Origin of the sequence: Bacillus sp. ISL-55 (genome assembly GCF_018613155.1) — a bacterium.
Classification (GTDB): domain Bacteria; phylum Bacillota; class Bacilli; order Bacillales; family Cytobacillaceae; genus Mesobacillus.
Map to the genome: position 1 here is coordinate 109,553 of NZ_JAGGQU010000006.1, position 21,693 is coordinate 131,245.

26 protein-coding genes and 1 riboswitch are annotated in these 21,693 nt (G+C 41.4%); of the genes, 11 read left to right on the top strand and 15 right to left on the bottom strand.

The window, feature by feature from the left end:
- Positions 1-82: 82 nt before the first annotated feature.
- The 3 genes from J7E32_RS03325 to J7E32_RS03335 form a co-directional block, all read right to left on the bottom strand.
- A complete protein-coding gene (locus J7E32_RS03325; protein ID WP_214903520.1) occupies positions 83-310 on the bottom strand; it encodes a hypothetical protein in 228 nt (75 codons plus the stop codon).
- A 196-nt stretch (positions 311-506) separates the two neighbouring features.
- Positions 507-1,400 (bottom strand): oxidoreductase, encoded by an 894-nt coding sequence (locus J7E32_RS03330; protein ID WP_214903523.1) that lies wholly within the window; start codon positions 1,398-1,400, stop codon positions 507-509.
- Between the two features lie 21 nt (positions 1,401-1,421).
- Positions 1,422-2,177, bottom strand: coding sequence for an alpha/beta hydrolase family protein (locus J7E32_RS03335; protein ID WP_214903524.1), 756 nt, complete (start codon positions 2,175-2,177; stop codon positions 1,422-1,424).
- A gap of 121 nt (positions 2,178-2,298) precedes the next feature.
- Here J7E32_RS03335 and J7E32_RS03340 point away from each other — a divergent pair, with 121 nt between their 5' ends.
- The 5 genes from J7E32_RS03340 to qoxD all read left to right on the top strand — a co-directional run bounded on the left by J7E32_RS03340 (position 2,299) and on the right by qoxD (position 6,643).
- Positions 2,299-2,466, top strand: a complete 168-nt coding sequence (locus J7E32_RS03340; protein WP_214903527.1) for a hypothetical protein — start codon at positions 2,299-2,301, stop codon at positions 2,464-2,466.
- Between the two features lie 286 nt (positions 2,467-2,752).
- Positions 2,753-3,778 (top strand): cytochrome aa3 quinol oxidase subunit II, encoded by a 1,026-nt coding sequence (gene qoxA / locus J7E32_RS03345; RefSeq protein ID WP_214903530.1) that lies wholly within the window; start codon positions 2,753-2,755, stop codon positions 3,776-3,778.
- Positions 3,768-5,747 (top strand): cytochrome aa3 quinol oxidase subunit I, encoded by a 1,980-nt coding sequence (qoxB, locus tag J7E32_RS03350; protein ID WP_214903533.1) that lies wholly within the window; start codon positions 3,768-3,770, stop codon positions 5,745-5,747. Before qoxA ends, qoxB begins: the two co-directional genes overlap by 11 nt.
- Entirely contained in the window at positions 5,737-6,342 is a 606-nt protein-coding gene (qoxC, locus tag J7E32_RS03355) for a cytochrome aa3 quinol oxidase subunit III (protein WP_214903536.1), read from the top strand. Before qoxB ends, qoxC begins: the two co-directional genes overlap by 11 nt.
- Before the next feature lies 1 nt (position 6,343).
- Positions 6,344-6,643, top strand: a complete 300-nt coding sequence (qoxD, locus tag J7E32_RS03360; protein WP_214903539.1) for a cytochrome aa3 quinol oxidase subunit IV — start codon at positions 6,344-6,346, stop codon at positions 6,641-6,643.
- An 896-nt stretch (positions 6,644-7,539) separates the two neighbouring features.
- Here the strand turns inward: qoxD and J7E32_RS03365 are convergent.
- Both J7E32_RS03365 and J7E32_RS03370 read right to left on the bottom strand, forming a co-directional pair.
- Positions 7,540-7,773 (bottom strand): hypothetical protein, encoded by a 234-nt coding sequence (locus J7E32_RS03365; protein WP_214903542.1) that lies wholly within the window; start codon positions 7,771-7,773, stop codon positions 7,540-7,542.
- Positions 7,774-7,784: 11 nt separating this feature from the next.
- Positions 7,785-8,000, bottom strand: a complete 216-nt coding sequence (locus J7E32_RS03370) for a hypothetical protein (protein ID WP_102262756.1) — start codon at positions 7,998-8,000, stop codon at positions 7,785-7,787.
- Between the two features lie 172 nt (positions 8,001-8,172).
- Positions 8,173-8,283, top strand: a riboswitch (TPP riboswitch).
- 78 nt (positions 8,284-8,361) lie between these two features.
- Between J7E32_RS03370 and tenA the strand changes: the two genes are divergently transcribed.
- Entirely contained in the window at positions 8,362-9,039 is a 678-nt protein-coding gene (gene tenA, locus J7E32_RS03375; RefSeq protein ID WP_214903545.1) for a thiaminase II, read from the top strand.
- 41 nt (positions 9,040-9,080) lie between these two features.
- Here tenA and J7E32_RS03380 read toward each other — a convergent pair whose 3' ends face one another.
- Positions 9,081-9,893, bottom strand: coding sequence for a DUF2935 domain-containing protein (locus tag J7E32_RS03380; protein ID WP_214903548.1), 813 nt, complete (start codon positions 9,891-9,893; stop codon positions 9,081-9,083).
- A 140-nt stretch (positions 9,894-10,033) separates the two neighbouring features.
- Here J7E32_RS03380 and J7E32_RS03385 point away from each other — a divergent pair, with 140 nt between their 5' ends.
- Positions 10,034-10,513, top strand: a complete 480-nt coding sequence (locus J7E32_RS03385; RefSeq protein WP_214903551.1) for a hypothetical protein — start codon at positions 10,034-10,036, stop codon at positions 10,511-10,513.
- A gap of 61 nt (positions 10,514-10,574) precedes the next feature.
- A complete protein-coding gene (locus tag J7E32_RS03390; protein ID WP_214903827.1) occupies positions 10,575-10,736 on the top strand; it encodes a hypothetical protein in 162 nt (53 codons plus the stop codon).
- A gap of 372 nt (positions 10,737-11,108) precedes the next feature.
- Here the strand turns inward: J7E32_RS03390 and J7E32_RS03395 are convergent, their stop codons facing one another.
- The 3 genes from J7E32_RS03395 to J7E32_RS03405 form a co-directional block, all read right to left on the bottom strand.
- Entirely contained in the window at positions 11,109-11,315 is a 207-nt protein-coding gene (locus J7E32_RS03395; RefSeq protein ID WP_214903554.1) for a hypothetical protein, read from the bottom strand.
- 118 nt (positions 11,316-11,433) lie between these two features.
- A complete protein-coding gene (locus J7E32_RS03400) occupies positions 11,434-12,600 on the bottom strand; it encodes a TraB/GumN family protein (protein WP_214903557.1) in 1,167 nt (388 codons plus the stop codon).
- 388 nt (positions 12,601-12,988) lie between these two features.
- The gene (locus tag J7E32_RS03405; protein WP_214903560.1) at positions 12,989-13,546 is read right to left on the bottom strand and encodes a YdhK family protein; all 558 of its coding nucleotides are present in this window, start codon (positions 13,544-13,546) and stop codon (positions 12,989-12,991) included.
- 170 nt (positions 13,547-13,716) lie between these two features.
- Here J7E32_RS03405 and J7E32_RS03410 point away from each other — a divergent pair, with 170 nt between their 5' ends.
- Positions 13,717-15,681: an alkaline phosphatase family protein gene (locus J7E32_RS03410; RefSeq protein WP_214903575.1), complete on the top strand. Its 1,965-nt coding sequence runs from the start codon at positions 13,717-13,719 to the stop codon at positions 15,679-15,681.
- Between the two features lie 52 nt (positions 15,682-15,733).
- A complete protein-coding gene (locus J7E32_RS03415; RefSeq protein WP_214903578.1) occupies positions 15,734-15,886 on the top strand; it encodes a small, acid-soluble spore protein, H family in 153 nt (50 codons plus the stop codon).
- A gap of 456 nt (positions 15,887-16,342) precedes the next feature.
- On the opposite strand, the gene J7E32_RS03420 is transcribed toward J7E32_RS03415, so the two are convergent.
- Positions 16,343-17,050, bottom strand: coding sequence for a DUF4230 domain-containing protein (locus J7E32_RS03420; RefSeq protein WP_214903581.1), 708 nt, complete (start codon positions 17,048-17,050; stop codon positions 16,343-16,345).
- A gap of 218 nt (positions 17,051-17,268) precedes the next feature.
- Between J7E32_RS03420 and J7E32_RS03425 the strand changes: the two genes are divergently transcribed.
- Positions 17,269-18,054, top strand: coding sequence for an SDR family oxidoreductase (locus J7E32_RS03425; protein ID WP_214903791.1), 786 nt, complete (start codon positions 17,269-17,271; stop codon positions 18,052-18,054).
- A gap of 68 nt (positions 18,055-18,122) precedes the next feature.
- Here the strand turns inward: J7E32_RS03425 and J7E32_RS03430 are convergent, their stop codons facing one another.
- From J7E32_RS03430 to J7E32_RS03450, 5 genes are all read right to left on the bottom strand, one after another.
- Positions 18,123-19,061 (bottom strand): GNAT family N-acetyltransferase, encoded by a 939-nt coding sequence (locus J7E32_RS03430; RefSeq protein ID WP_214903584.1) that lies wholly within the window; start codon positions 19,059-19,061, stop codon positions 18,123-18,125.
- Positions 19,062-19,079: 18 nt separating this feature from the next.
- On the bottom strand, positions 19,080-19,586 hold the full coding sequence (locus J7E32_RS03435) for a GNAT family N-acetyltransferase (protein WP_214903587.1): 507 nt from the start codon (positions 19,584-19,586) through the stop codon (positions 19,080-19,082).
- A gap of 32 nt (positions 19,587-19,618) precedes the next feature.
- On the bottom strand, positions 19,619-20,179 hold the full coding sequence (locus J7E32_RS03440) for a GNAT family N-acetyltransferase (protein WP_214903590.1): 561 nt from the start codon (positions 20,177-20,179) through the stop codon (positions 19,619-19,621).
- Positions 20,180-20,384: 205 nt separating this feature from the next.
- Positions 20,385-21,182, bottom strand: a complete 798-nt coding sequence (gene fdhD / locus J7E32_RS03445; protein WP_214903794.1) for a formate dehydrogenase accessory sulfurtransferase FdhD — start codon at positions 21,180-21,182, stop codon at positions 20,385-20,387.
- Positions 21,183-21,470: 288 nt separating this feature from the next.
- Entirely contained in the window at positions 21,471-21,683 is a 213-nt protein-coding gene (locus tag J7E32_RS03450; RefSeq protein WP_214903593.1) for a heavy-metal-associated domain-containing protein, read from the bottom strand.
- Between the last annotated feature and the right edge of the window lie 10 nt (positions 21,684-21,693).

Sequence of the window (21,693 nt, forward strand, 5' to 3'; positions counted from 1 at the left end):
GATAATTTGCTGTATTTATGTAGTTCATATGTTGTTAGTGTTAGTTTGTGAATGTTTTCACATGTTTTCTCAAAAAAATAATTTACTCGCAAACTGGATTTCTAGGTATTTTTTCAAAGCTGATGTCTGTTACAAACTTCGTACTTCTTTTCACTATGACCACGAAGTTTACTGTCCAGATGTATGCTGGTATTTCTTTATCATCTTTATACATCATCGCCTCAAATTCATCACCAATGATTTCCTCCAGCATTTCCTGGGTGTATGTTTCAGTATCGGTTGAGAAGGGTTTAAATTCGCAATACATCATTTTGATCACTCCTTTTCCTTTTCTAATTAAAGTTTATCACATAAACAGAATAATAGTTTGTGAAATATTGAACAATATATGAACTGTTGTTTATCAACTTTTAAAAGAGTGATGATAGATGAATTGTAATCGCTTACAATCAAATTGTTATTTTAATATATTAAAATAGAGAGAAAGAGACTCTAGGAACGAGTCTCTAAAAATCAAAGTATACTCCCGTTAATTCCTCTGAAACGGTCCATAGTCTCGTCATGGTTTCTTCATTAAAAACTCCTGGTGCAGGAATCTCAATCGCAGGATATCCTTTTCTGTTCCCCCTCCCGTCCGGACCAATGTATTCACCCCCGGCCAAGCTGTCGTCCGCTGCGGCGTAGATGGTTGGAAGAGCGCCCATTTCGGCGGGCTGGGAAAAAAATTTCATCAAGCCTTTCATATATTTTGGAGTTTCACCTTTCCCAAAGTTGAATAAATTCGTATTGGAAATTCCAGGGTGACAGGCAACGCTGATTGTTTCGATTCCATGCTGTTTAAAACGATTGTCAAGTTCCCTGGCAAATAACAGGTTTGCAAGCTTGCTCTGCCCGTAAAACTTCATTGCTTTGTATCCTTTTGAGCCGTCCAGATTATCAAAATCAATCGAAGCTCCCCGATGAGCGATACTGCTCAAAGTGACAACCCTGGAACCTGCTGTTTTTTTCAAAATTGGCAGCAAGAGGCCTGTCAACGCAAAGTGGCCGAGGTGATTGCTTCCGAATTGAAGCTCAAATCCATCCTTCGTCTTCCCATATGGAGGGATCATGACTCCAGCGTTATTGATCAGTATATCCAGCGAGCTGTATTTTTCCATAAAGGCTGAAGTGAAATTACGGACACTTGCGAGGTCTGCTAAATCCAGCTTCATCATTTCGACGGATGCTTCTCGGTTTCCTTCAACAATAGAGTCAACAGCGACCTTGCCCTTTTCTTCATTTCTCACAGCGAGTATGACATGTGCACCTTTTCCTGAAAGTGTCTTTGCTGCCTCATAGCCGATTCCGCTATTGGCTCCAGTGATAATAACTGTCTTACCTGATAAGTTCTCAATTAACATGTTGACGCACCTCGGTATCTTCTATTTTACAAAGTTACATATGTTCTCAATGACTTCTTTTTCCCAATGATACGAGTTAAAGGTATGATCTGCTCCGGTCACAATGTGGAGTCTCGCCTGCTCCTGGTAGCATTTGTCCTGATATTTCCTGGAATCCTCAATCGAAACAGCTTGATCATTTGACCCATGGATTAGCAAAACATCACGTTTGAATTTTTTCGCCTTTTCCCACACATCAATGGTATTTAACTCTTCTATAAACTCTTTTCCTATTAAATCCCCGCCAATGTCGAAGGCGCCTTCTTCCTTTATGTATGTAGAATTTTTCACTATATCCTTCGCTTCCTCTGCCATGCTGCCAGCTGGAGCTAGTAAAATAAGTTTCTCGATTTTTTCCGGATGTTCTCCAGCAAGGAGACTGGCAACAAATCCTCCCATACTAAAACCGAGAACAATCACCTTTTCTTTATCTATACTGGGATGTGAACGAACATACTCAAGAATTGTTTCTGCCTCTGCTAATTCATTCAAAACAGTCATATCTTCAAAATTACCATCACTTTCACCGCTTCCTAGAAAATCGAAACGGAAACTAGCAATTCCAAGAGCTTCGAGGGCTCTTGAAATTTTTAAAAAGAAACGATGCGGCTCTAGTTTGCTGCCGGTAAAGCCATGCAGAAGAATAACAGCAGGAGCCACCTTCTGGTCTTCCAATGGGATATGTGCCATCCCTCTCATTACCTGGTTATTATGTAAAAGTGAAACTGCTTCCTGCATATGGACAACTCCTTTTGAACTCTTCAATATCTTCAATGGTACCACAATTGGTCTTATTAACCATTGAAATTATCCTTAATTTAATTCATACTAAACTCATAGGAATTATAGGAGGGATTTTATGATGAATCTTTTTGTTGAAAAATGCCCACGTTGTAAAACGGCACTGGAAGTAAAAGATAATCCTTCATACAAGGCGATCGTTATTAAGGCCTGTCCGGCTGGCCACTATGAAAAAGAATTTCATCCAGCATTGGAAACATATATAGATAAAAATAAAGTATCTTAATCTTACGAAGCAGGGCCTCAATATGATGGCCCTGCTTTTTCGTCAATGGATTTATTTTTAATTCACTAAGATGACAATTTTTGTTTTCATAATTTGTTCACATTTGTCTTAAAAACCGTCACAATTTCCATGTTAGAATGATTACAAATAAAGCGGTGTGATATTTATCACACTTTTTCCCACAACTTACCGTTCATTTTTGGTTTACTTTCGACAACTTTGTGAACAAATGAACATAAGTTTGTGATAAAATGAACAAGGTTGATATTTGAAAGGAGCTGCAGTGATGAAGAAATCAAAACTATTTTTGGTCTCCCTCACCTCGATCATGGCTATGCTGTTGCTTAGCGGCTGTGAAAACAATATGGTGGTATTCAATCCAGAGGGACCAATTGCAAGGCAAATTCTTGAGTTAATCAACTTTTCGATTGCTCTGATGTTACTTGTTACAGTGGTTGTGTTCGGGCTATTCGGATTCATCGTCTGGAAGTACCGTGAACGTAAAGATAATTTGAATTACGAACCACCTGAAGAACACGGCAGCACTGTGCTGGAAATAATCTGGACAGTGATTCCGATTTTGATCATCGTTGCTTTGACGATCCCTACTGTTAAAACAATATACGCTATAGATGAAATCCCGAAAGGCTATGAAGACAAAGAGCCTTTGGTAATTAACGTAACTTCTGCCGACTGGAAATGGATTTTCAGCTATCCGGAACAAGGAATCGAAACCGTCAACTATGTGAATATTCCTGAAGACCGTCCGATTGACTTCAAACTGACCTCAGCAGGCACGATGCAAAGCTTCTGGATCCCTGCTTTGGCCGGCCAAAAGTACACGATGGCGAAAGCTGAAACGCAGCTATATCTGGTTGCAGACAATCCTGGATCCTATGTCGGAAAGAATACGAACTTCAATGGCCAAGGTTATGCGGGCATGGAGTTTGAAGTGCTTTCTCAGACACAAAAGGATTTTGATCAATGGATCAAAGATGTAAAAGAAACAGCGCCAAAAATGACACTTGAAGAGTATGAGAAAATGCTTGAGCCTTCCCATCTTGGACGCAAGACCTTCTCTAATACGCACCTTGAGTGGGTTGATCACTCTGATCCGCATTCAAAGAACTACACTAATCCAGAAATGTACGATAGAGGACATGGCTGGCCAGGAAAGATCTTTGAGGACAAGGACAATTACAAAAATAAAGATGGTAACAATGAACATTCTAATCATGAAAACAATGAAGATATGAATCATAAAGAATCTGAAACTGAAGATTCACACGGGGGTGACCACAATGGGCATTAAGTGGGATGAATTTTTTGTAACTGGTGATCCGTTAATTTTCGCATCACAAATCGGGATTGCCCTGACATTAGTTGGTGCATTAGCCGGTATCACTTATTTTAAAAAATGGAATTACCTTTGGTCTGAGTGGTTTACAACTGTTGACCACAAGAAAATCGGGATTATGTATATCCTGCTTGGCGTCGTCATGTTTCTTCGCGGCGGTATTGATGGCTTGATGATGAAAGGCCAGACAGCCGTGCCGGAAAATGACTTCCTGAATGCACAGCACTATAACGAAGTATTCACTACACACGGTGTCATCATGATTCTATTTGTTGCGATGCCGCTTTTGATCGGTCTTATGAACTTTGTGATTCCGCTGCAGATTGGTGCCCGTGACGTTGCTTTTCCTCAGCTGAATGCACTTAGCTTCTGGTTGACTGTGAGCGGCGCAGCGCTGTTCAATATTTCGTTTATCATTGGTGGTTCACCAGACGCAGGTTGGACTTCCTACTTCCCTCTTGCCGGAAAAGAATTCAGTCCGGGAATCGGGAATAACTTTTACGCAGTGGCCCTGCAGATTGCCGGTGCAGGTACTTTGATGACGGGTATTAACTTCGTTGTCACAGTGTTAAAAATGAGAACTAAAGGCATGACTTTGATGAAGATGCCGATGTTCACCTGGACATCCTTCATTACATCGATCATCATCGTTGCCAGCTTCCCTATTTTTACAGTGGCGCTTGCATTGATGACATTCGACCGCACGTTCGGTACACACTTCTTTACGATCTCGGGCGGCGGGATGGATATGCTCTGGGCGAACCTGTTCTGGTTATGGGGACACCCTGAAGTTTATATCGTCGTTCTGCCAGCATTCGGTATGCTGTCAGATATTATCTCGACTTTTGCCCGTAAAACTTTGTATGGCTATAAGTCAATGGTCATCTCGATTGTGATGATTTCGGTTTTAAGTATGCTCGTTTGGGTTCACCACTTTTTCACAATGGGCAACAGCGCAGGCGTGAACTCCTTCTTCTCAATTACGACGATGGCCATTGCCATTCCGACCGGGGTTAAAGTTTTCAACTGGCTGTTCACGATGCGAAAAGGACGGATCAAGTTTACAACGGCAATGCTCTGGGCACTGGCGTTCGTCCCTAACTTTGTGATCGGCGGTGTTACTGGGGTCATGCTGGCGATGGCTGCCGCTGACTATCAATATCACAACACATTATTCCTGGTGGCACACTTCCACTATGTATTGATTCCGGGCGTTGTGTTCCCGATCTTTGCCGGTCTTTACTTCTGGTGGCCAAAAATGTTCGGCTATATGCTTAATGAGAAAATCGGTAAATGGCACTTTTGGCTGTTCGTTGTTGGGTTCAACGTAACGTTCATGCCAATGTTCTTCCTTGGACTTGACGGTGCGGTCCGCCGCGCGTACACTTACTCAGCTGAAACCGGGTTTGGTCCATTGATGATGATTTCTGCTGTTGGTTCAGTGATTCTTGCGGCAGGCTTCGCGGCTCTTGTTTACAATATCTATTGGAGCGCACGTCACGCTGACCGCAATATCGGCAATGACCCATGGGATGCAAGAACGCTTGAGTGGGCTACCGCAACACCAGTCCAGCATTATAACTTTGCTTCCCTCCCTGAGGTAACAAAGCTTGATGCATTCTGGCACATGAAAAAGAACAATGAACTTCAGCCACTTGCTGAGGATGAGATTGAAGAAGTTCACTTGCCAAGTAACACATGGATTCCGATCTATATGGGTGTTGTTTTCGGAATTTCCGGATTCCTGCTTGTGTTCGAATGGACGATTGCAGCCGGAGTTGCCGCTCTAGGTATTCTTGCTGGCCTTGCCTTCCGTTCATTTGATTACGATGAAGGCTTCCATGTCCACAAGGATGAAATTTACGAAACAGAAAGCAAATGGAGAAAAGGCGCGAACAAAGGAGTGAAGAACCATGTCAGCTAAAATCAATGCAGCTTTGCCGCTTGAATACCAGACAGAACAAAACAGGATGAATATCCTTGGCTTCTGGGTCTTCCTCGGAGCTGAAATCGTGCTCTTCGCTACCCTTTTCGGAGTGTATGGAGTGCTCGGTGAGCGTTATGCAGGCGGGCCGACGCAGAAGGATATCTTCATAGTAAAAGATGTTATGATTCAGACTTTCCTGCTGCTGACAAGCAGTTTCACCATGGGAATCTCGATTTATGAAATGCGCCGCAGCAATATTAAGGGCATGCTGATGTGGCTCGTATTCACATTGTTGCTGGGTGGCGGCTTCCTGTTCATGGAGGTTCGCGAGTTCATCCACTACGTTCACGAAGGTGCGACCATGCAGACCAGTGCGTTCCTATCCAGTTTCTTCGTTCTTCTTGGGACACACGGATTGCACGTCACCATCGGGATTGGCTGGGCCATCCTGCTGATCATCCAGATATTGCAGCGAGGCTTGACGCCTGTTACCGCACGCAAGGCATTCATCTTCGGGCTGTACTGGCACTTCCTTGATGTCGTTTGGATTTTCATCTTCACATTCGTTTATTTACAAGGGTTGGTGATGTAATATGGATAAGCATTCAAATAGCTTCCCAATCAGCCATGTCGTCGGATTCTTCATGTCACTCGTTTTGACATTCGGCGCAGCATGGATTGCCCTTCAGAGCTCGCTTTCAATGAAGGCAGTCATGTGGATCATCGGCACACTGGCAGTAGTCCAGGCCGGAATCCAGCTGTACATGTTCATGCACATCAATGAAGGCGACGATAAAGTGACAAATAATATCAATATCATATATTCAGCTTTTATCGCAGTCGTCATAGTAGCAGGATCAATCTGGGTCATGACTTCAGGACACTCGCACTAGAATGAATGAAACCAGGCATCCTTTAGGAGGGTGACCTGGTTTTTTTGTGGGCTTTTTTTGGAAGCTACTTCGGACAGTTTGCGCTTGCGTGGCCGGGACTTTGTCCGAACCTTACCCTACTTCGGACAAATTGCGCTTGCGTGGCCGGGGTTTTGTCTGAACTTGCCCTGACTTCGGACAAATTCCGCTTGTAAGGCCGGGGTTTTGTCTGAACTTGCACCTACTTCGGACAAATTACGCTTGAATGGCCTGGGATTTGTCCCAACCTGACCCGACTTCGGACAAATTGCGGTTAAGTGGCCGGGACTTTGTCCGAACCTGCCCCGACTTCGGACAATTTCCGCTTGAGTGGCCGGGACTTTGTCCGAACCTGGCCTTACTTCAGACAATTTCCGCTTGAGTGGCCGGGATTTTGTCCGAACCTGCTCCTACTTTGGACAATTTGCGCTTGAGTGGCCGGAAAGTTGTCCGAACTTGGCCCTGCTTCGGACAGCTTTTGTTCGCCTGGCCGGAAAGCTGTCCGAACTTGGCTTTACTTCGGACAGCTTTTGCTTGAGTGGCCGAAAAGTTGTCCGAACTTGGTCTTACTTCGGACAGCTTTTGCTTGAGCAGCTGGAAAGTTGTCCGAACTTGGCCATACTTCGGACAGCTTTTGCTTGAGCAGCTGGAAAGCTGTCCGAACACGCCTTTACTTCGGACAGCTTTGGCTCGAGTGGCCGGAAAGTTGTCCGAACACCTCTTTACTTCGGACAGCTTTTGCTTGTGTGGCTGGAAAGTTGTCCGAACTTGGTCTTACTTCGGACAGCTTTTGCTTGTGTGGCCAGAAAGTTGTCCGAACACGGCTTTACTTCGGACAGCTTTTGCTTGTGTGGCTGGAAAGTTGTCCGAACTTGGTCTTACTTCGGACAGCTTTTGCTTGTGTGGCCGGAAAGCTGTACGAACTTGGTCTTACTTCGGACAGCTTTTGCTCGACCGGCCGGAAAGCTGTCCGAACTTGGCTTTACTTCGGACAGCTTTTGCTCGAACAGCCGGAATGTTGTCCGAACCTGCCCGGACTTCGGACAGAGTTCAGCTTGTATCGCCAGGGTTTTATCCGAAGGTTTCTCATTTCCGATATCCCTCGCTACCATCTACATCCGAATTAAATCTTTGCCATCTCGCTTTTCCGCCCTTTGATCAATCGTAAACGGGGCAGCTTGCCTTCTTTGCGGAACAAAGAAAACATTGCAAAATTAAATGCCGCAAGGAACAGTGAAAGTACTGCATGCTGGAATCCATGTGATAACAATGCCAGGAATCCGCTTACAAGACAATATAGACCAACAATTAAATAAAAGTACATAAGAAGTTTTCCCACTTCTCATTCCCCCACTTTTCGTTTGTATTTTTTATATTAACAGAATTTAATAAAAAATGTCACATAATGTTCACAATTAGCTCTAAGTTTTTTCACAATTATCAGATCTACTATTTGCTTGACTCTTAAATCAGCCATGCTATTATGATAAAAGATAAACAAAATATCTAAATTTTACCACTAGGGGTGCCTTTGATTTAAAGGCTGAGATTGAAGTGAGACTTTGAGACCCTTGGAACCTGATCTGGTTTAAACCAGCGTAGGAAAGTGGAGTATGGGACATTTTTTGTTGTGCCAATTCAACCACTTTCTTTGAAAGTGGTTTTTTTATTGGGCTAAAAAGGTTGAGGAGGAGCTATAAATGAACAATTTCACTGAAGAATTAAGACGCCAGGCAGAGCCAATATGGCAGGCAAATTTTGACCACCCTTTTATCAAGGGAATTGCTAATGGCAATTTAGCATTGGATTCCTTTCGCTATTATGTTTTACAGGACTCCTATTATCTTTCCCATTTTGCCAGGATACAGGCAATTGGAGCGGCAAGGGCATCTGATTTGTTCACGACTTCGAGAATGGCCGCACATTCGCTGGGGACTTATGAGGCTGAGCTTGGTCTCCACGAAAATTTCCTGAACCAATTGAGAGTTACAAAAAAAAAATTAGAAGAGTTCGCCCCATCTCCCACTGCTTATGCTTATACATCACATCTTTATCGCGTTGCTGCTTCTGGAAGCCTTGCTGAAATCATCGCAGCAATTCTGCCATGCTACTGGATTTATTATGATATTGGACAATTGCTAAAGGACTCCACTCCAAATGTCCGAATATATCAAGAATGGATTAATGCATATGGCGGTGATTGGTTCAGTGAATTGGTGATTGAGCAATTAAGCAGACTAAATGTACTTGCATTGGAAGCGACAAAATCTGAACAAGAAAAAATGAAACAGCATTTTATCATCAGCAGCCAGTATGAATTCATGTTCTGGGATATGGCCTACAATCAAGAAAAATGGCCTGTTTCATTTGAAAATTGACAATAAAAAACAACGGGTTTCTGCCCGTTGTTTTAATCATACTAAAAAGACGGCTTAGACAAAGAGCAATTGCCAACTAGAGCCTGTAACCTTGGTTCATAGTAGCTTAAATTTGCGAGGAAATAGCATGTTTCTGGAAAGTGATGCTCGAGAAAGCGAAGATTGGACTTATTCAAAAGAGTATTTCCTTTGTACTTCTCCACCATATTTTTAACGAATTGATTCATTTCAAGTGTCGTCTTCCCTACCTCATAAATGAACTCCTGCTGGCGGGCAAATCCTGGCTGTTTAACCCGCAGATAATTTTTCAAATGATGATTTTGGACAATATATAGCTGGAACCTGCGTTTGAAGTCTTGTGCTGCTGTGTTGGCTCCTACTTCAATCGGGTCAAGCAGATTTTCAAAAAGCACAGCGTGACCAAGTTGATCTTCAAGCCAGAGGTCCATGATCTCTGTAACTGACAAACGTACTGGTTCCTGGCCCTGCACCAGATACGTCAATATCCGCAAATATTCCTGGTTTTCACTCAGTGTACCGTTTAAATAGGTTGGTGAAAGGCTCAGGTTTACTTTGTTGTCTATCCGCAATGACTGGAGGGTACCTTCAAAATCATAATAGTTTTTAGCAACCTTCCACGCTTTTCTCGAAACATCAATCATTTGCCTGTCCTGGTGGCCAGCATCCCGAGGTATGGACTGCAATTTCGATAAAAGATCATCATATAACCGAATAAATTGCTGGGCGATTTTCACGTATTCAGTTTCACTCACTGACAACCCATCCCTGACAAAATAAGCGTGATCCTGCAGCATTTCAAGCCAAAATGAATGTTCATCCCAAAGAGAAATCATCTCTTTCCCCTCCTTTTCCCTACTTATACTTACTGTTCAAGAGCGAAAGAAATGATGACCTCAAGAAACTTTTAATACTTTTAGCCAGATTAGAGATACTAAAAAAAACAATCCCTATTCTCTCCTAAAAGGTGTTGCTAATGAAAAATCTAAAACTTTACATATTTTTAATGGCAATTCTGCCATGGCTCTCGCTGCCCCTTCTTGGTAAACAGACATTCAGAAAGTTTCTGCCCGGTACGATTTTCATGGGAGTATATCTAATGTTTGAAGGAAGGTTAGCTGAAAAGAGAAAATGGTGGTGGTTCCCATTTAAAATTAAACCAAACGTACTGGGAGAACTGCCTTTAATATGGGGCCCATTTTTTATAGGTTCATTCTGGATCATGAAATACACCTATAAAAAATTCAATTTGTATTTATTGGTCAATATCCTGATTGACTCGCTGTTTACTTATTTCACGCTGGACATCTTCAAGAAATTTGGCTATGTCTCATTGGTCCGCTTAACAAAATTCCAATTATCTATAATATTCTTAATCAAAACCTTTGTTTTATATGGATTTCAAGTATTTTATGACAAAGTCATTCGTGGACATTCAGATAGTACCCATCAATAATTAACTATTAAATGAACATAATAATAAGGCCATTTAGGTAAACCTAAAGAAAGTGAGCTGAATGAAAATGGCTAGACAAGGTATGCACAACAGGGATCAAACAAGAGAACAAACTGAAAAGCATGATAAAAGAAATGATATTGAGCTTGGCGCAGAGTTCCAGGTCGGAAATTCAAAATCGCAGAGCCAGAAAAAAAGCGGTAAACAAGTGAATAAAAAGTAACAGGAAGACGCCCCATAACCGGGCGTCTTTTCTTCAGCAAATGGACTTTAACCCCTTTGGAGAATTTTATAACTTTTCAGAAGGAATATACTACCATATATCTTGTTTTCGCATTTAAGTTTTAGAGTAGTATACACCGGGAAGGAACGTAATAAGAATGATATGGGAGGTGCTGAAGGTGAGTTTGTTGTACAGCAAGGCAATGGAAGCTTTTAAAGAGGATGCAAAGCGTCAGTCTGAGTTTCAAAAGAAAACAAAAACAAAGGCGAAATAGCTATTCCGCCTTACGGTTGTACATTCATCTTCTTGTCATCCTGCCATTGAGGATGATTTTTTTTTGCGCATTTCAACATACGGACTTAAGGAATCAATCTAGCTTTTCAAATTCGTAGTCCTGTCAATTGCACAGAGGATCAAGCCGATAATCGCCGTAAAAACGAAAGTTGAAAACAGCAAAAAGATTGGGATTTCACCATTAGGAAAAGCAATGTTGTTATAGTTAGCAAAAAACAGAATTCCTAGGATGTATAGAATGTGAATTAAAATCGAAATCGACATGGCAGGCTTTATTACGTTCAAAAAAATCACTCCTGTAAAATCTCTTCCTTTTCTAATTCCATATTATGTAACAGAAATCCTCTTTTTTCGTCAATTTTTATAAAAAAAGAACGAAACCATGTAGATTTCGTTCTCGTCGTTATAAATTCTCGATAAAAACCCTGATGACATCAGCGCCGCCTATGAAGGTTCCAAGTGAACTTCCCAGGTTGGCAAGTACGACGATCAGCAAAACTCGGCTGACTTTGTTTCGCCAAAATCCTTTTAAACTAAAAACATCTTCAGCAAGTGTCTCAAAGTCCTTAACACTCGGCCTGCGTATATATGCCTGTGTCAAACCGGCAAACCAGCCTGCAGCAAGCAAAGGATTTAATGAAGTGATTGGTGCCGCTATAAATGCTGTCAAAATGGTCAGTGGATGCCCCATTGCGATAGCCGCTCCCAGGGCGGAAAGGCTTCCGTTCCATAAGATCCAGCTGACTGTTTGCGAAAAACCAGCTGATGGATTAGCCAAAAAAGTATAGACGATAATAGCCAGAATCAACACAGGTATGCTCCAGCCAATGATTTTTGGCCAATTGGATTTTGGCGGAATCGCTCTTAATTTTTTTAAATCATGATCTTTTTTGATTTCTTCTCTAATTCCCGGTACATGTGCAGCTCCCAGGACAGCGACAATTTTTTCTCCAGGTGCGTCCTTGATTTTCTGAGCTAAGTATTGGTCACGCTCGTCAATCAATGGCTTTTTCAACCGTGGGAATGTTTCAGTGAATTCATTCAGCATCGCGTTGATCGTATCCTGTTCCTTAAGCTTTTCCAGTTCTTCCTCAGAGATGCTGTCCCGGCTGAAGATACTCGTTATGATCTGGCTAAGCAGTATGGCCTTTCCTTTCAAGCCAAGATTTCCCCAAATCCTTGAAAAAGTAATCTGGATATTTCGATCTGCAAGCACAAGTTTTGCCCCGACTTCTTTCGCAGATTCAATTCCCTGGATCATTTCCTGGCCTGCTTTGATACCAAGTTCCTTCGCCATTCGATTTTGGAAAGACGAAATAGCGAGGTTCATCAATAATAAAGAAGCCCGTTTTTCTTTGATAACCTGGATGATATCCATCTCCTGCCACTTTGAACCTTCGGAAATTGTCTTGTAGCGCTGCTCGTCCAATTCGACGCAGACAGAATCAGGCCTCTCAGCTTCAATTACTTCCTTTACCTGCTCCGCACTGTGTTTGGAGACATGTGCAGTTCCAATCAATATGTATTCCTTACCATTCATTTCAATTCTCGTTATATTTTCCTCGCCCATAGATACCTTCCTTTTACTAGACCATTCAAGCCAACTTTATGTACATAGTTTATGATTCATTCTACCATTATAACATGAACAATAGTCTGAAATATAAAGATTATTACAATTCGGGCATTTGGCGTAAATAGAAAAAGACCGTACAGCAGCCACCATTTGGCTTTTGTACGGTTCTGGTTTGAGATTTATTTTGTATAGCTGGTTTTGATTGAGGATGATTTTCTGTTATTCATCATTTTTTTAACGATTGGATAAAGAACAGGTCCCCATTTAAGCGCCGTTCTGATTAATTTATTCATGTTTCTCATCCCTCCTCATGTCTTAGTACTTATATACCCAGACTATATGAGGGACAATCCTGCATGATTTTGGTAATATCTGATCGATTTTATTTAACAGGAGAAAGTTCAGCTTCTGTTACCCATTGATGGTTCGTTACTTTTTCCGAGCCATCTGTCGGCATAAAATCGACCATGTATACTGTCGTTTCTTCAGCTGAATCAATAACCGCTTTTGCTCCTTTCATTCCTTCCATATGATCGGTATTGATGGTGGCTTCATCACCTGGTTTTAACGGTTTGTCTCCGGCATCAAGCAATTCTTCATGTACGCCCCACTTATGCTGTTCCACTCGGTCTCCACCATTGGTTGGGTCATAGGATAACGAATAGACGACAGTATCATATGCTCCAACAATCTCCGCTTCTGCTCCATCCATACCTGGCATGTGATCGTCCGTGATGATCGCCTTGCTGCCAACTTTGTATGTTGGATTAGAGGCTTCCTGCAGACCTTGTGGTAATTCACCTGATCCTGAATGCTCCATATTTGCATGGCTGTTGTGATCTTCAATGCTGGATTTTTCTTCTTCACCAGAACAGGCTGTTAATAATAATACAGTGCTAATCGTTAAAAATACCAATACAAATCTACGGTTTAGTTTCATACTACATCTATCCCTCCCTATGTTATAAAAATTTTATAACATGAATATATGCAGATTTTATCGAGCATGGTTCCCGTTTTTGACTGGCGAGTAAATAGCTAATTTTCAAAAAGTTTTAAACCCCTTAAAAATAGGTAAATCCCTGTATAACATCGAAGTAGGGAGATTCTATGACAACAAGATTTTTAAAAGTAATTATTCTATTATTTATCACTTTTTCATCCATCAACGTGACTCTGGCAGACGCAGCAAGTGATCGCCAGGTAATTCTTATTTCTTTTGACGGCATGCGTAATGATTTCACCCGGAGTTATGTAAAAGACGGCAAACTGCCTAATATCAAGAATGTAATCGAAAAAGGAACTATCGCCAAATATGCCAAGACGGTAAGCCCGTCTCTTACTGCTCCATCACATGCAGCGATCGCGACCGGTGCAACTCCACTTAAAACGTCAATCGTAAGCAATGCCTGGCAGCAGAAAGGTGCAGCATTGACAAACCAGAAAAGTGCCTTTTTAAGTGAATTTGAGGTTGACCCGCTCTGGGTCGCAGCCAGGAAGCAAGGAAAAACCACTGCAACGGTTGCTTTTGCCGGGGCGAATCCCTCCACTGGCAAGCAGGCGGACTATACGATTTACTATGGAGATACTCTGACCCCCAGTAATCAGGAACAGCTCAAATTTACAGAAGCATCAGGCTGGACCAACACTCCGACAAGCTTTAGTCCATTGATGGAAACCTCCTTCAAGATTAAGGTAGAGGACAGTAAAAACAAAGAAATCCATGTGCTTGCGTACGATTCTAGCAACGATGAGACAAAGAATTACGACAAATTTATCGTCTCTGGCAATAAAAAGATTGATAAAAAAGGAGTTAGTCCAAAAGATTGGGGATCAGTCACGCTTCAGGTAAAAGAAGACCAGACAGCAGGTTTCTGGTTCAAGTTTACTTCAACTGACCCAGCATTGGGTAAGGAAGCTGTAATGTACCGTTCAGCAGTGACCTCGGGTTTAATTGATGGGCCAGAAGGTTTTCCTGAACGAATTAAGGACCAATTTGGTTTTTTTCCGCCTCAGGATGATGACATCGCACTTGAAAAGGGATGGATTTCCAGGAAGGAATATGAGGAAATTTCGGAGAGGTTCGTCAATTGGGTCACAGATGTATCCCTTTTTATCAAAAATGAGTACCAGCCGGATTTGCTGATGTTTTATGCACCGCAAATTGACCATCAGGAGCATAATTACTTACTGACAGATCCTAGACAGCCGGACTATACTCCTGAAAAATCGGAAAAATACATGGAATATATACAATGGGCCTATAAAGTTGCAGACAGTGTGGTTGGCAAAACAGTAGATTCACTGGATGGGAACGACCATCTCTTCATTGTTTCCGACCATGGCATGGAACCTGCACACTCGGCACTTGAGCCCAATAAGGTACTGAAGGATAATGGACTTCTTGTCTTGGGCTCCGATGGAAAGATTGACTATAAAAAATCAAAAGCAATTGCAATTCCAAGCGGTTCGGCAGCACATGTATACATCAACCTGAAATCGAGAGAAAAGCATGGAATCGTTCCAGAGGAAGATTATGAACAAATCCGCAATGAAATCATACAGGCATTTAAAGGAATAAAGGTGAACAGGAATGAAAACGGCCCTGTCATCAGGCACCAGCTGAAAGAAATATGGAACAGCACCGTGGACTTCTCATTTACCGGTGTAAAAGAGAATACAAAAGATTTATTTGGTTATCTTGTTAACGCCGATGTCCACCCCTACCAGGATATTAAAAAGATATCCCAAAAGAAAAAATCGAAGGAGCGCAATGCAGGGGATCTTTTATTGATGGCTGCCCCAGGATATATAATGGGACAGGGTGAATCAAAAATTGTAAAACCAACACCCGAATTAGGTACACATGGCGGGAATCCGAATCGCGAGAAACTGAGAGCCGTGTTTATGGCAATGGGACCTGACATCCCCCGTGGAAAGCAGATTGAACCAACTTCCAATCTCGATGTAGCACCAACCATTTATGAATTACTAGGGCTGCAAACACCCGATTATGTGGAGGGTAAAAGAATTAAAAACCTAACTGAATCATCAAAAAATGCGAATCAAGAATAACTTGGTTCGCATTTTTGACTTACCCACAACAACCTACATACATACCTGAACTGTGCATTACCACGGAGTCACCATCTGGATTGAAAGCATTGATTCTACTTCTAGCATGGCGGTCATTTCACCAAGAGGAACACATGAAGAAAGGCAGCTGGTCTATATTGACGGCTTGGATGAAAACAAGGCTCTCGTTTTTGAGAGCCTTTAAGTCTTTTCTTGAACAAAATCGCAAGCGCGTCGTTCAACCCCGAAGCTGGAGCTGGATTTATAAAAAAAATCCAGGCCAGTGCCTGGATTCATCTAGAAAGCCCAATCGCCAAGAGGTGTCATCTTACGGTTCTGCTTACAGCTCTCGCATACATGAAGCCTAACGGGTTGAAAAAGCTTTTCTTCCTTGTTCTCTGAAACATCCTTCCGTCCACAAACTTCGCAAATTCTCATCCATTTCACCTCATTTTAATCTATTGTCAAATGGCTAAGTTCGGTAGCGACTTGCTAACCTGTCCAACACTTGGGTTTATTTATAATATTTGCAAGTTGAGTGAAAATATTTAAGGAAAACAATATATTTTTAAAAAGGATAATCTCCTAACCCATCGAAAATAATGTTTTTTAGGAAATTATCATTTTTAGAATTACATTTTTATTAGTTTACATAATATTATTATCTACTTATAATGGCTTTATATCCCAGATGCCCGAAAAATTCCTTCAACACTGTTTCGGCATTTTTATCTGCTTTTTGTAAAATACCTGCTTCTATCGCTTCCTGCTTAATTTGTTCCTGGGCTATAGCAGCCAAATCAAATCCTTGATCCCACTGTACTTTTCCACGGAAAAGGCCTTCATCGGAAAATGTCCTCACCTCGTCCATCTTAACTGACGGCTCTTGAATGAAATGTGCCTGAGGCAGTAGAATCTCTATTACTTTTTTCTCCTCATCCACCTTCATGTCCTTTTGATGAATTGCTTCCAAATCAACACCCGCAATCACAGTTGCTGGTACAACCAATAGCAATTCACGCTTTGTGCCCGGTATATTAAGGTTTATTTTCTCCCCGAATAACTCATTATCTTCTTGCTCAAGGATGACCTTCACATGTGCCTCTGCCGTGGCCAACGTGGCCAATCCGTGTACTTGTTCAATGAAAACAGTTGACTCAGCCTTGCCTGTGCTCCCTGTTACATACCAGAAACCAGCACCTATGCCTGAAGCTATAAAAAGTGTAATGATTAGAATCCTGCTAATTGTACTAAGCTTTGATGACCTCGCTGAATGAGCAGCCAGGGAAGCCGAGCTTTCATCGCTCCCTGCCCTTAATTCAGTCAATAGCTCATCAAGCTTAGAAATGACTTTTTCCTGCTTGTCCATTTAATTAACCTCCTATAAACACAAAAAATTACAAATTACCCTTTTAATCGACAAATCTTAATGATGAAAAATCCTCCGATAGTAAGGAGGCTTCTTTTTTAATACGAATGTGTATGGAAAAAGTTTCATAGAATGACAGTTTGCTAGTTTCCACAGTTTTATTTTTCAAAAAATAGGGCATAGTTAAAAATATTCGGATTACCAAGAAGGAGGCAGCTATTTTGAATCAATTAGATGGAAAAGTAGCGTTTATAACAGGTGCCAGCTCCGGAATCGGAAGAGCCGCAGCTATAAAACTGTCCCAGGAGGGTGCAAAGGTTGCCTTAATCGATGTGAAAGAAGAAAACGCCAGGGATGTCGAGGAGTCAATTGTGGAGTCTGGAGGAAGCGCGCTGATTGTCGAATGTGATATTGCAAACCCAGATGAAATGGAACGAAGCTATCAAAAAGTTGTGGATGCCTGGGAAAAAGTCGATATCGTATTTGCCAACGCTGGCATCAATGGTGTAATTGCCCCAATTGAAGATCTAACTCCTGAGGACTGGGACGAAACCATCAACACGAACCTCAAAGGAACCTTCCTTACCGTAAAATATGCAATCCCGCATATGAAAAAACATGGGGGCAGCATTATCATCACTAGCTCTATTAACGGAAACAGGATTTATAAGAATTTCGGGATGTCTGCATACAGCACTTCCAAAATCGGTCAAACCGGTTTCGGAAAAATGGCAGCGCTCGAACTTGCACAATATAAAATAAGGGTCAATATCATCTGTCCGGGTGCTATTGAAACCAACATAGGAAAAAACACATTCCCGCAAGAGGATGACCTGGAAAAAATCAAAATCCCAGTTGAATATCCAGAAGGCAATCAACCACTCGAAGAACGCGCCGGAAAGCCAGAACAAGTAGCAGACCTCGTGTTCTTTCTCGCTTCCAATCTGTCATCGCATATCACCGGCACAGAAGTCTATATAGATGGAGCGGAATCGCTGTTATAATGGAAAAAGCTCAGGAATGCCTGAGCTTTTTTATGTATTAATAATTCCATAGTGCACTACTTTTATGATTAATCTCCAATTCGCTTTGTTAAGCCGTAAATTCCAGGCTTTTCTTCATAACCTAACTTTCTATTAACATAAAGCATTGGGACATTTTTGGAATTGTTGTGGGTTCGAATATATTTCACATTATTTTGCAAGGCATAATCGATGGCTTTTATTTTTACCGCCTGGGCTAGCCCTTTTTCACGGTATAGCTGATCTACTCCAGTCATCGAATTATAGTAGACATCCTCAGTTTCCTTTACAATCATAGACATAGCAATCCATTGATCACCATCAACCGCTAAAATAAAGCCCTTCTTATCATAATCTTTCAACAAGGCTATCATTCTATCATTATCTGGACGAGGCTTTCCTTTCATACCTGGAACATCCGTAACAAGCTCCCACCAGAAATCCCAAAACCGATTTTGAGTCTCTTTATCCTTTGGGTAATCATCTAAAGTTGTAAAATGAATACCGAATGATTCTAGTTCTTTAAAAATAGAACTATATTGTTCCTTGTTAAACAGAGAAATATCTAGCTGAGATTCGAATACATGACTGGTGATGTCAAACCCTTTCTTTTTAGCCCAATTCAGGTCTTTCTCCTTTGTATCCTGGATTTGAGTTTGGAGAACTTTGGACTTGTTCTGATGGGCAATACCCTCGATTTCAGTAAATATCCAGCCCCCGATCCCCTGATTGCGCCATTCAGAATCCACCTTGATAAAAACCTCAGCGTATTCCGGCTCTAATATCGGATCCCATGGTCCAGTAACATACATACCGTACCCAATAAATCTGCCATCCGGAGTAATCACTCCCAAAATATTTAAAATCGTTTCGCTAGCAGCCTTTTTTTCAAGCGTTTTAATGGTGTTTAGGTTAGGTAACTCTGAACTAGTTTCATGCACAATTTCTGAAAAGTTTTCGGAGGTTAATGGGATGATACTTAGGTCCATTCAACTAACACCTCCTTTTTAATTCCTACACTCCATCAACCAGCAATCACGGAGTTCTCCTTCGTGCAGTTCGTGTTTAGGCAGGAGTTTAACTTTTTTGAAGCCGCACTTTTCATAGCATTTTATTGCTCGTTCATTCCGTACTTGCGGATCCATTACCACTTTGTCTGCTTTCATAACATCGAAAAGAAACTCTGTCATCGATGAAACAAGCAAAGTTCCAATGCCTCTATTCCAATAGTCGACTTCACCGATAAACTGATCAGTTCCGAAAATTCTCTCGCTCTCAAATCCATACGCTTTTTTAGTGCTCTCATCCAATTGATAATATTGAATATAGCCAATTGAGTTACCTTCATATTCAATCATGCATTTAACTTCATCGTCATCTGGAGAGTAAAAAACTCTCTCAACTTTTTCTACATCAAAGGAATGATCCCTGCCTTCATAGTATTCAAGAACCTCCGGAGTAGAAAGCCATTTCGCTAATAAGTGTTTATCTTTTTCATCTAATCTACGAACCATTAAACTGCCATTCTGGAATAACACATTTATCCCTACTTTTGTAAATTCTTATTTCTATCCCATTCTTCAGCTAAAATGCCATAAACAACATGATCCACATAGTGATCGTATAACCATTCGGCTTGCCTGATCCTGCCTTCATTTATAAAGCCTAATCTTTCAGGAATCCCTCTGCTCTTCTTATTTTCCTCTGCAGCTCTGATTTCAACTTTGTTCAATTTCAAATGGTTAAATGCGTAATCAGTCAATGCCTTAGCAACTTTGGTCATGATTCCTTTTCCCTGGTATTCATGCCCGAGCCAATAACCGATATAAGCGGTTTTGTTAGACCAGTTAATACTGTTGAAGCCCGCTGTTCCGACTATTTCTCCTTCATATAAAATAACCGTCGTCATGCTTTTATGTTCAGCGTAACCTTTCATTGTGCCTTTAAGGAACTCTCTAGTATCTTCAACATCCGTTGTAAAATCCAGCCATGGCAGCCACTTTTTTAAATATTCCCGTGCATTTTCAGTCAGTTCAAATAGGCGATCCGCATCAGACACCTCTGTCAGTTTTAATGATAATTTCTCATCAATTATATATAGAAACATAAATTCCCCTCCTGTATGTACAGTGTATAACGAGATATTATTCGACAAAAGATACGTTTTTCCTTTTGTTGCTTAGGACTTTCTTCTATAAAAAAAGGGCTGCCAACCTAGCTGGCAGTCCTTTAAAAGTTTTTTATAACTTTTCACCGTTGGATTCAATCACATCTTAATACCAGAGGAATGACTTTTCTCAATAAAGTGGGCCTCATCCGTCGAGGAGGACTCTTTCCTGGCCGGTGTATACATTAAGTGATCCCTCGCGTATAAATCCGATGGTTGTAATTCCTAAATCCTCGGCAAGCTTTAAGGCAAGTTCCGTTGGCGCAGACTTCGATAAGACAATTTCGCATCCAATCTTCGATGCCTTCAGTAAAATCTCTGCAGATATTCTGCCACTGAAAGCAAGAATCTTGTCCTCAAGCGGAATGCTATTTTTCAAACAGTAACCATAAATTTTATCAAGAGCATTATGCCTGCCAATATCCATTCTGGAAATCACCACTTTACCTGCCTGGCAAAGAGCAGCGTTATGAACCCCTCCTGTGTTTTGAAACACTGTCGACGATTCCTGCATCTCCTTCATGAGTGAAAAACAGTCCTGGGAAGAAACTTTCACTCGAACCTGGTCCATTTTTTTTGCTGTCAGGGCATCATTTATAAAGACAAATCCTTGCCTACCTGCTCCACAACATGATGTAATGTATCTTTTTCCCTGGAAATTCAAGTAATAAGGGTTTACCTTCTTAGTTTTTACATGCGCTGTGCCCGATTTTTCTTCTATCCAGATTTCATCTAATTCTTCATATTTGCGGATGACCCCTTCTGATGCCAAAAAACCTATGACAAGATCCTCGATAAAATCAGGAGAGCAAACAAGAGTGGCAAACTCTGTTCCGTTGATTTTTAATGTAACAGGATGCTCTGTCACGACACTGTCTTCAACTCTTTCAGCAAGCCCATTTCCGTACCGGATAATTTCCCGTTTCACTTCAATTGGTTCCAGCGTCAGGCCACCTCTTTTCAATTACAAATTGTTGCATTTGCTTGTTCATTAAGCCTTCAAATTCAACATAACACTCAATCGCGCAGAATACTTTTTGATGAGAAAACACCGGAATTTTTATTTCTCAGCGTGCCCAGTCTGAAGGAGTAGATGCCTTACGATCGTCAAGGCAACTTTCGCACACATGAAGTGGTACAGCTTGAAATACTTCTTCTTGGTTTTCTTCTATACCCTCTTTTCTCCCGCACACCTCACATATTCTCAAACAAATCACCTCTTATAAAATGATTATTCACTAGCCAGATTAAAACCCGCTTCACGAACTGCCTGCGCAAAGTCCTCTTCGGATGCCATTCTTTCATCGAACAAGATGGATACAGTTTTGTGCTGTGCCTTTACTTCAGCCTGGGAAATTCCCCAAACCTCAAGCATAGTCTGGGTGAGCTTCTCAGCATCTTCATTTGTATTTAAATTGCCGATCTTGAAAGTCTTTTCCTGCATAATACTCCTC

Coding starts and splice junctions, on each gene's coding strand:
- J7E32_RS03340 (WP_214903527.1), top strand. CDS start 2,299: ATGATGAATCTTTTTGTTGAAAAATGCCCACGTTGTAAAACGGCACTG.
- J7E32_RS03420 (WP_214903581.1), bottom strand. CDS start 17,050: ATGGACAAGCAGGAAAAAGTCATTTCTAAGCTTGATGAGCTATTGACT.
- J7E32_RS03400 (WP_214903557.1), bottom strand. CDS start 12,600: ATGGGCGAGGAAAATATAACGAGAATTGAAATGAATGGTAAGGAATAC.
- J7E32_RS03410 (WP_214903575.1), top strand. CDS start 13,717: ATGACAACAAGATTTTTAAAAGTAATTATTCTATTATTTATCACTTTT.
- J7E32_RS03405 (WP_214903560.1), bottom strand. CDS start 13,546: ATGAAACTAAACCGTAGATTTGTATTGGTATTTTTAACGATTAGCACT.
- qoxC (WP_214903536.1), top strand. CDS start 5,737: ATGTCAGCTAAAATCAATGCAGCTTTGCCGCTTGAATACCAGACAGAA.
- J7E32_RS03390 (WP_214903827.1), top strand. CDS start 10,575: ATGAAAATGGCTAGACAAGGTATGCACAACAGGGATCAAACAAGAGAA.
- tenA (WP_214903545.1), top strand. CDS start 8,362: ATGAACAATTTCACTGAAGAATTAAGACGCCAGGCAGAGCCAATATGG.
- J7E32_RS03430 (WP_214903584.1), bottom strand. CDS start 19,061: ATGGACCTAAGTATCATCCCATTAACCTCCGAAAACTTTTCAGAAATT.
- J7E32_RS03380 (WP_214903548.1), bottom strand. CDS start 9,893: ATGATTTCTCTTTGGGATGAACATTCATTTTGGCTTGAAATGCTGCAG.
- qoxD (WP_214903539.1), top strand. CDS start 6,344: ATGGATAAGCATTCAAATAGCTTCCCAATCAGCCATGTCGTCGGATTC.
- qoxB (WP_214903533.1), top strand. CDS start 3,768: ATGGGCATTAAGTGGGATGAATTTTTTGTAACTGGTGATCCGTTAATT.
- J7E32_RS03330 (WP_214903523.1), bottom strand. CDS start 1,400: ATGTTAATTGAGAACTTATCAGGTAAGACAGTTATTATCACTGGAGCC.
- J7E32_RS03335 (WP_214903524.1), bottom strand. CDS start 2,177: ATGCAGGAAGCAGTTTCACTTTTACATAATAACCAGGTAATGAGAGGG.
- J7E32_RS03440 (WP_214903590.1), bottom strand. CDS start 20,179: ATGTTTCTATATATAATTGATGAGAAATTATCATTAAAACTGACAGAG.
- J7E32_RS03435 (WP_214903587.1), bottom strand. CDS start 19,586: ATGGTTCGTAGATTAGATGAAAAAGATAAACACTTATTAGCGAAATGG.
- J7E32_RS03325 (WP_214903520.1), bottom strand. CDS start 310: ATGATGTATTGCGAATTTAAACCCTTCTCAACCGATACTGAAACATAC.
- J7E32_RS03365 (WP_214903542.1), bottom strand. CDS start 7,773: ATGGTAGCGAGGGATATCGGAAATGAGAAACCTTCGGATAAAACCCTG.
- qoxA (WP_214903530.1), top strand. CDS start 2,753: ATGAAGAAATCAAAACTATTTTTGGTCTCCCTCACCTCGATCATGGCT.
- J7E32_RS03450 (WP_214903593.1), bottom strand. CDS start 21,683: ATGCAGGAAAAGACTTTCAAGATCGGCAATTTAAATACAAATGAAGAT.
- J7E32_RS03385 (WP_214903551.1), top strand. CDS start 10,034: ATGAAAAATCTAAAACTTTACATATTTTTAATGGCAATTCTGCCATGG.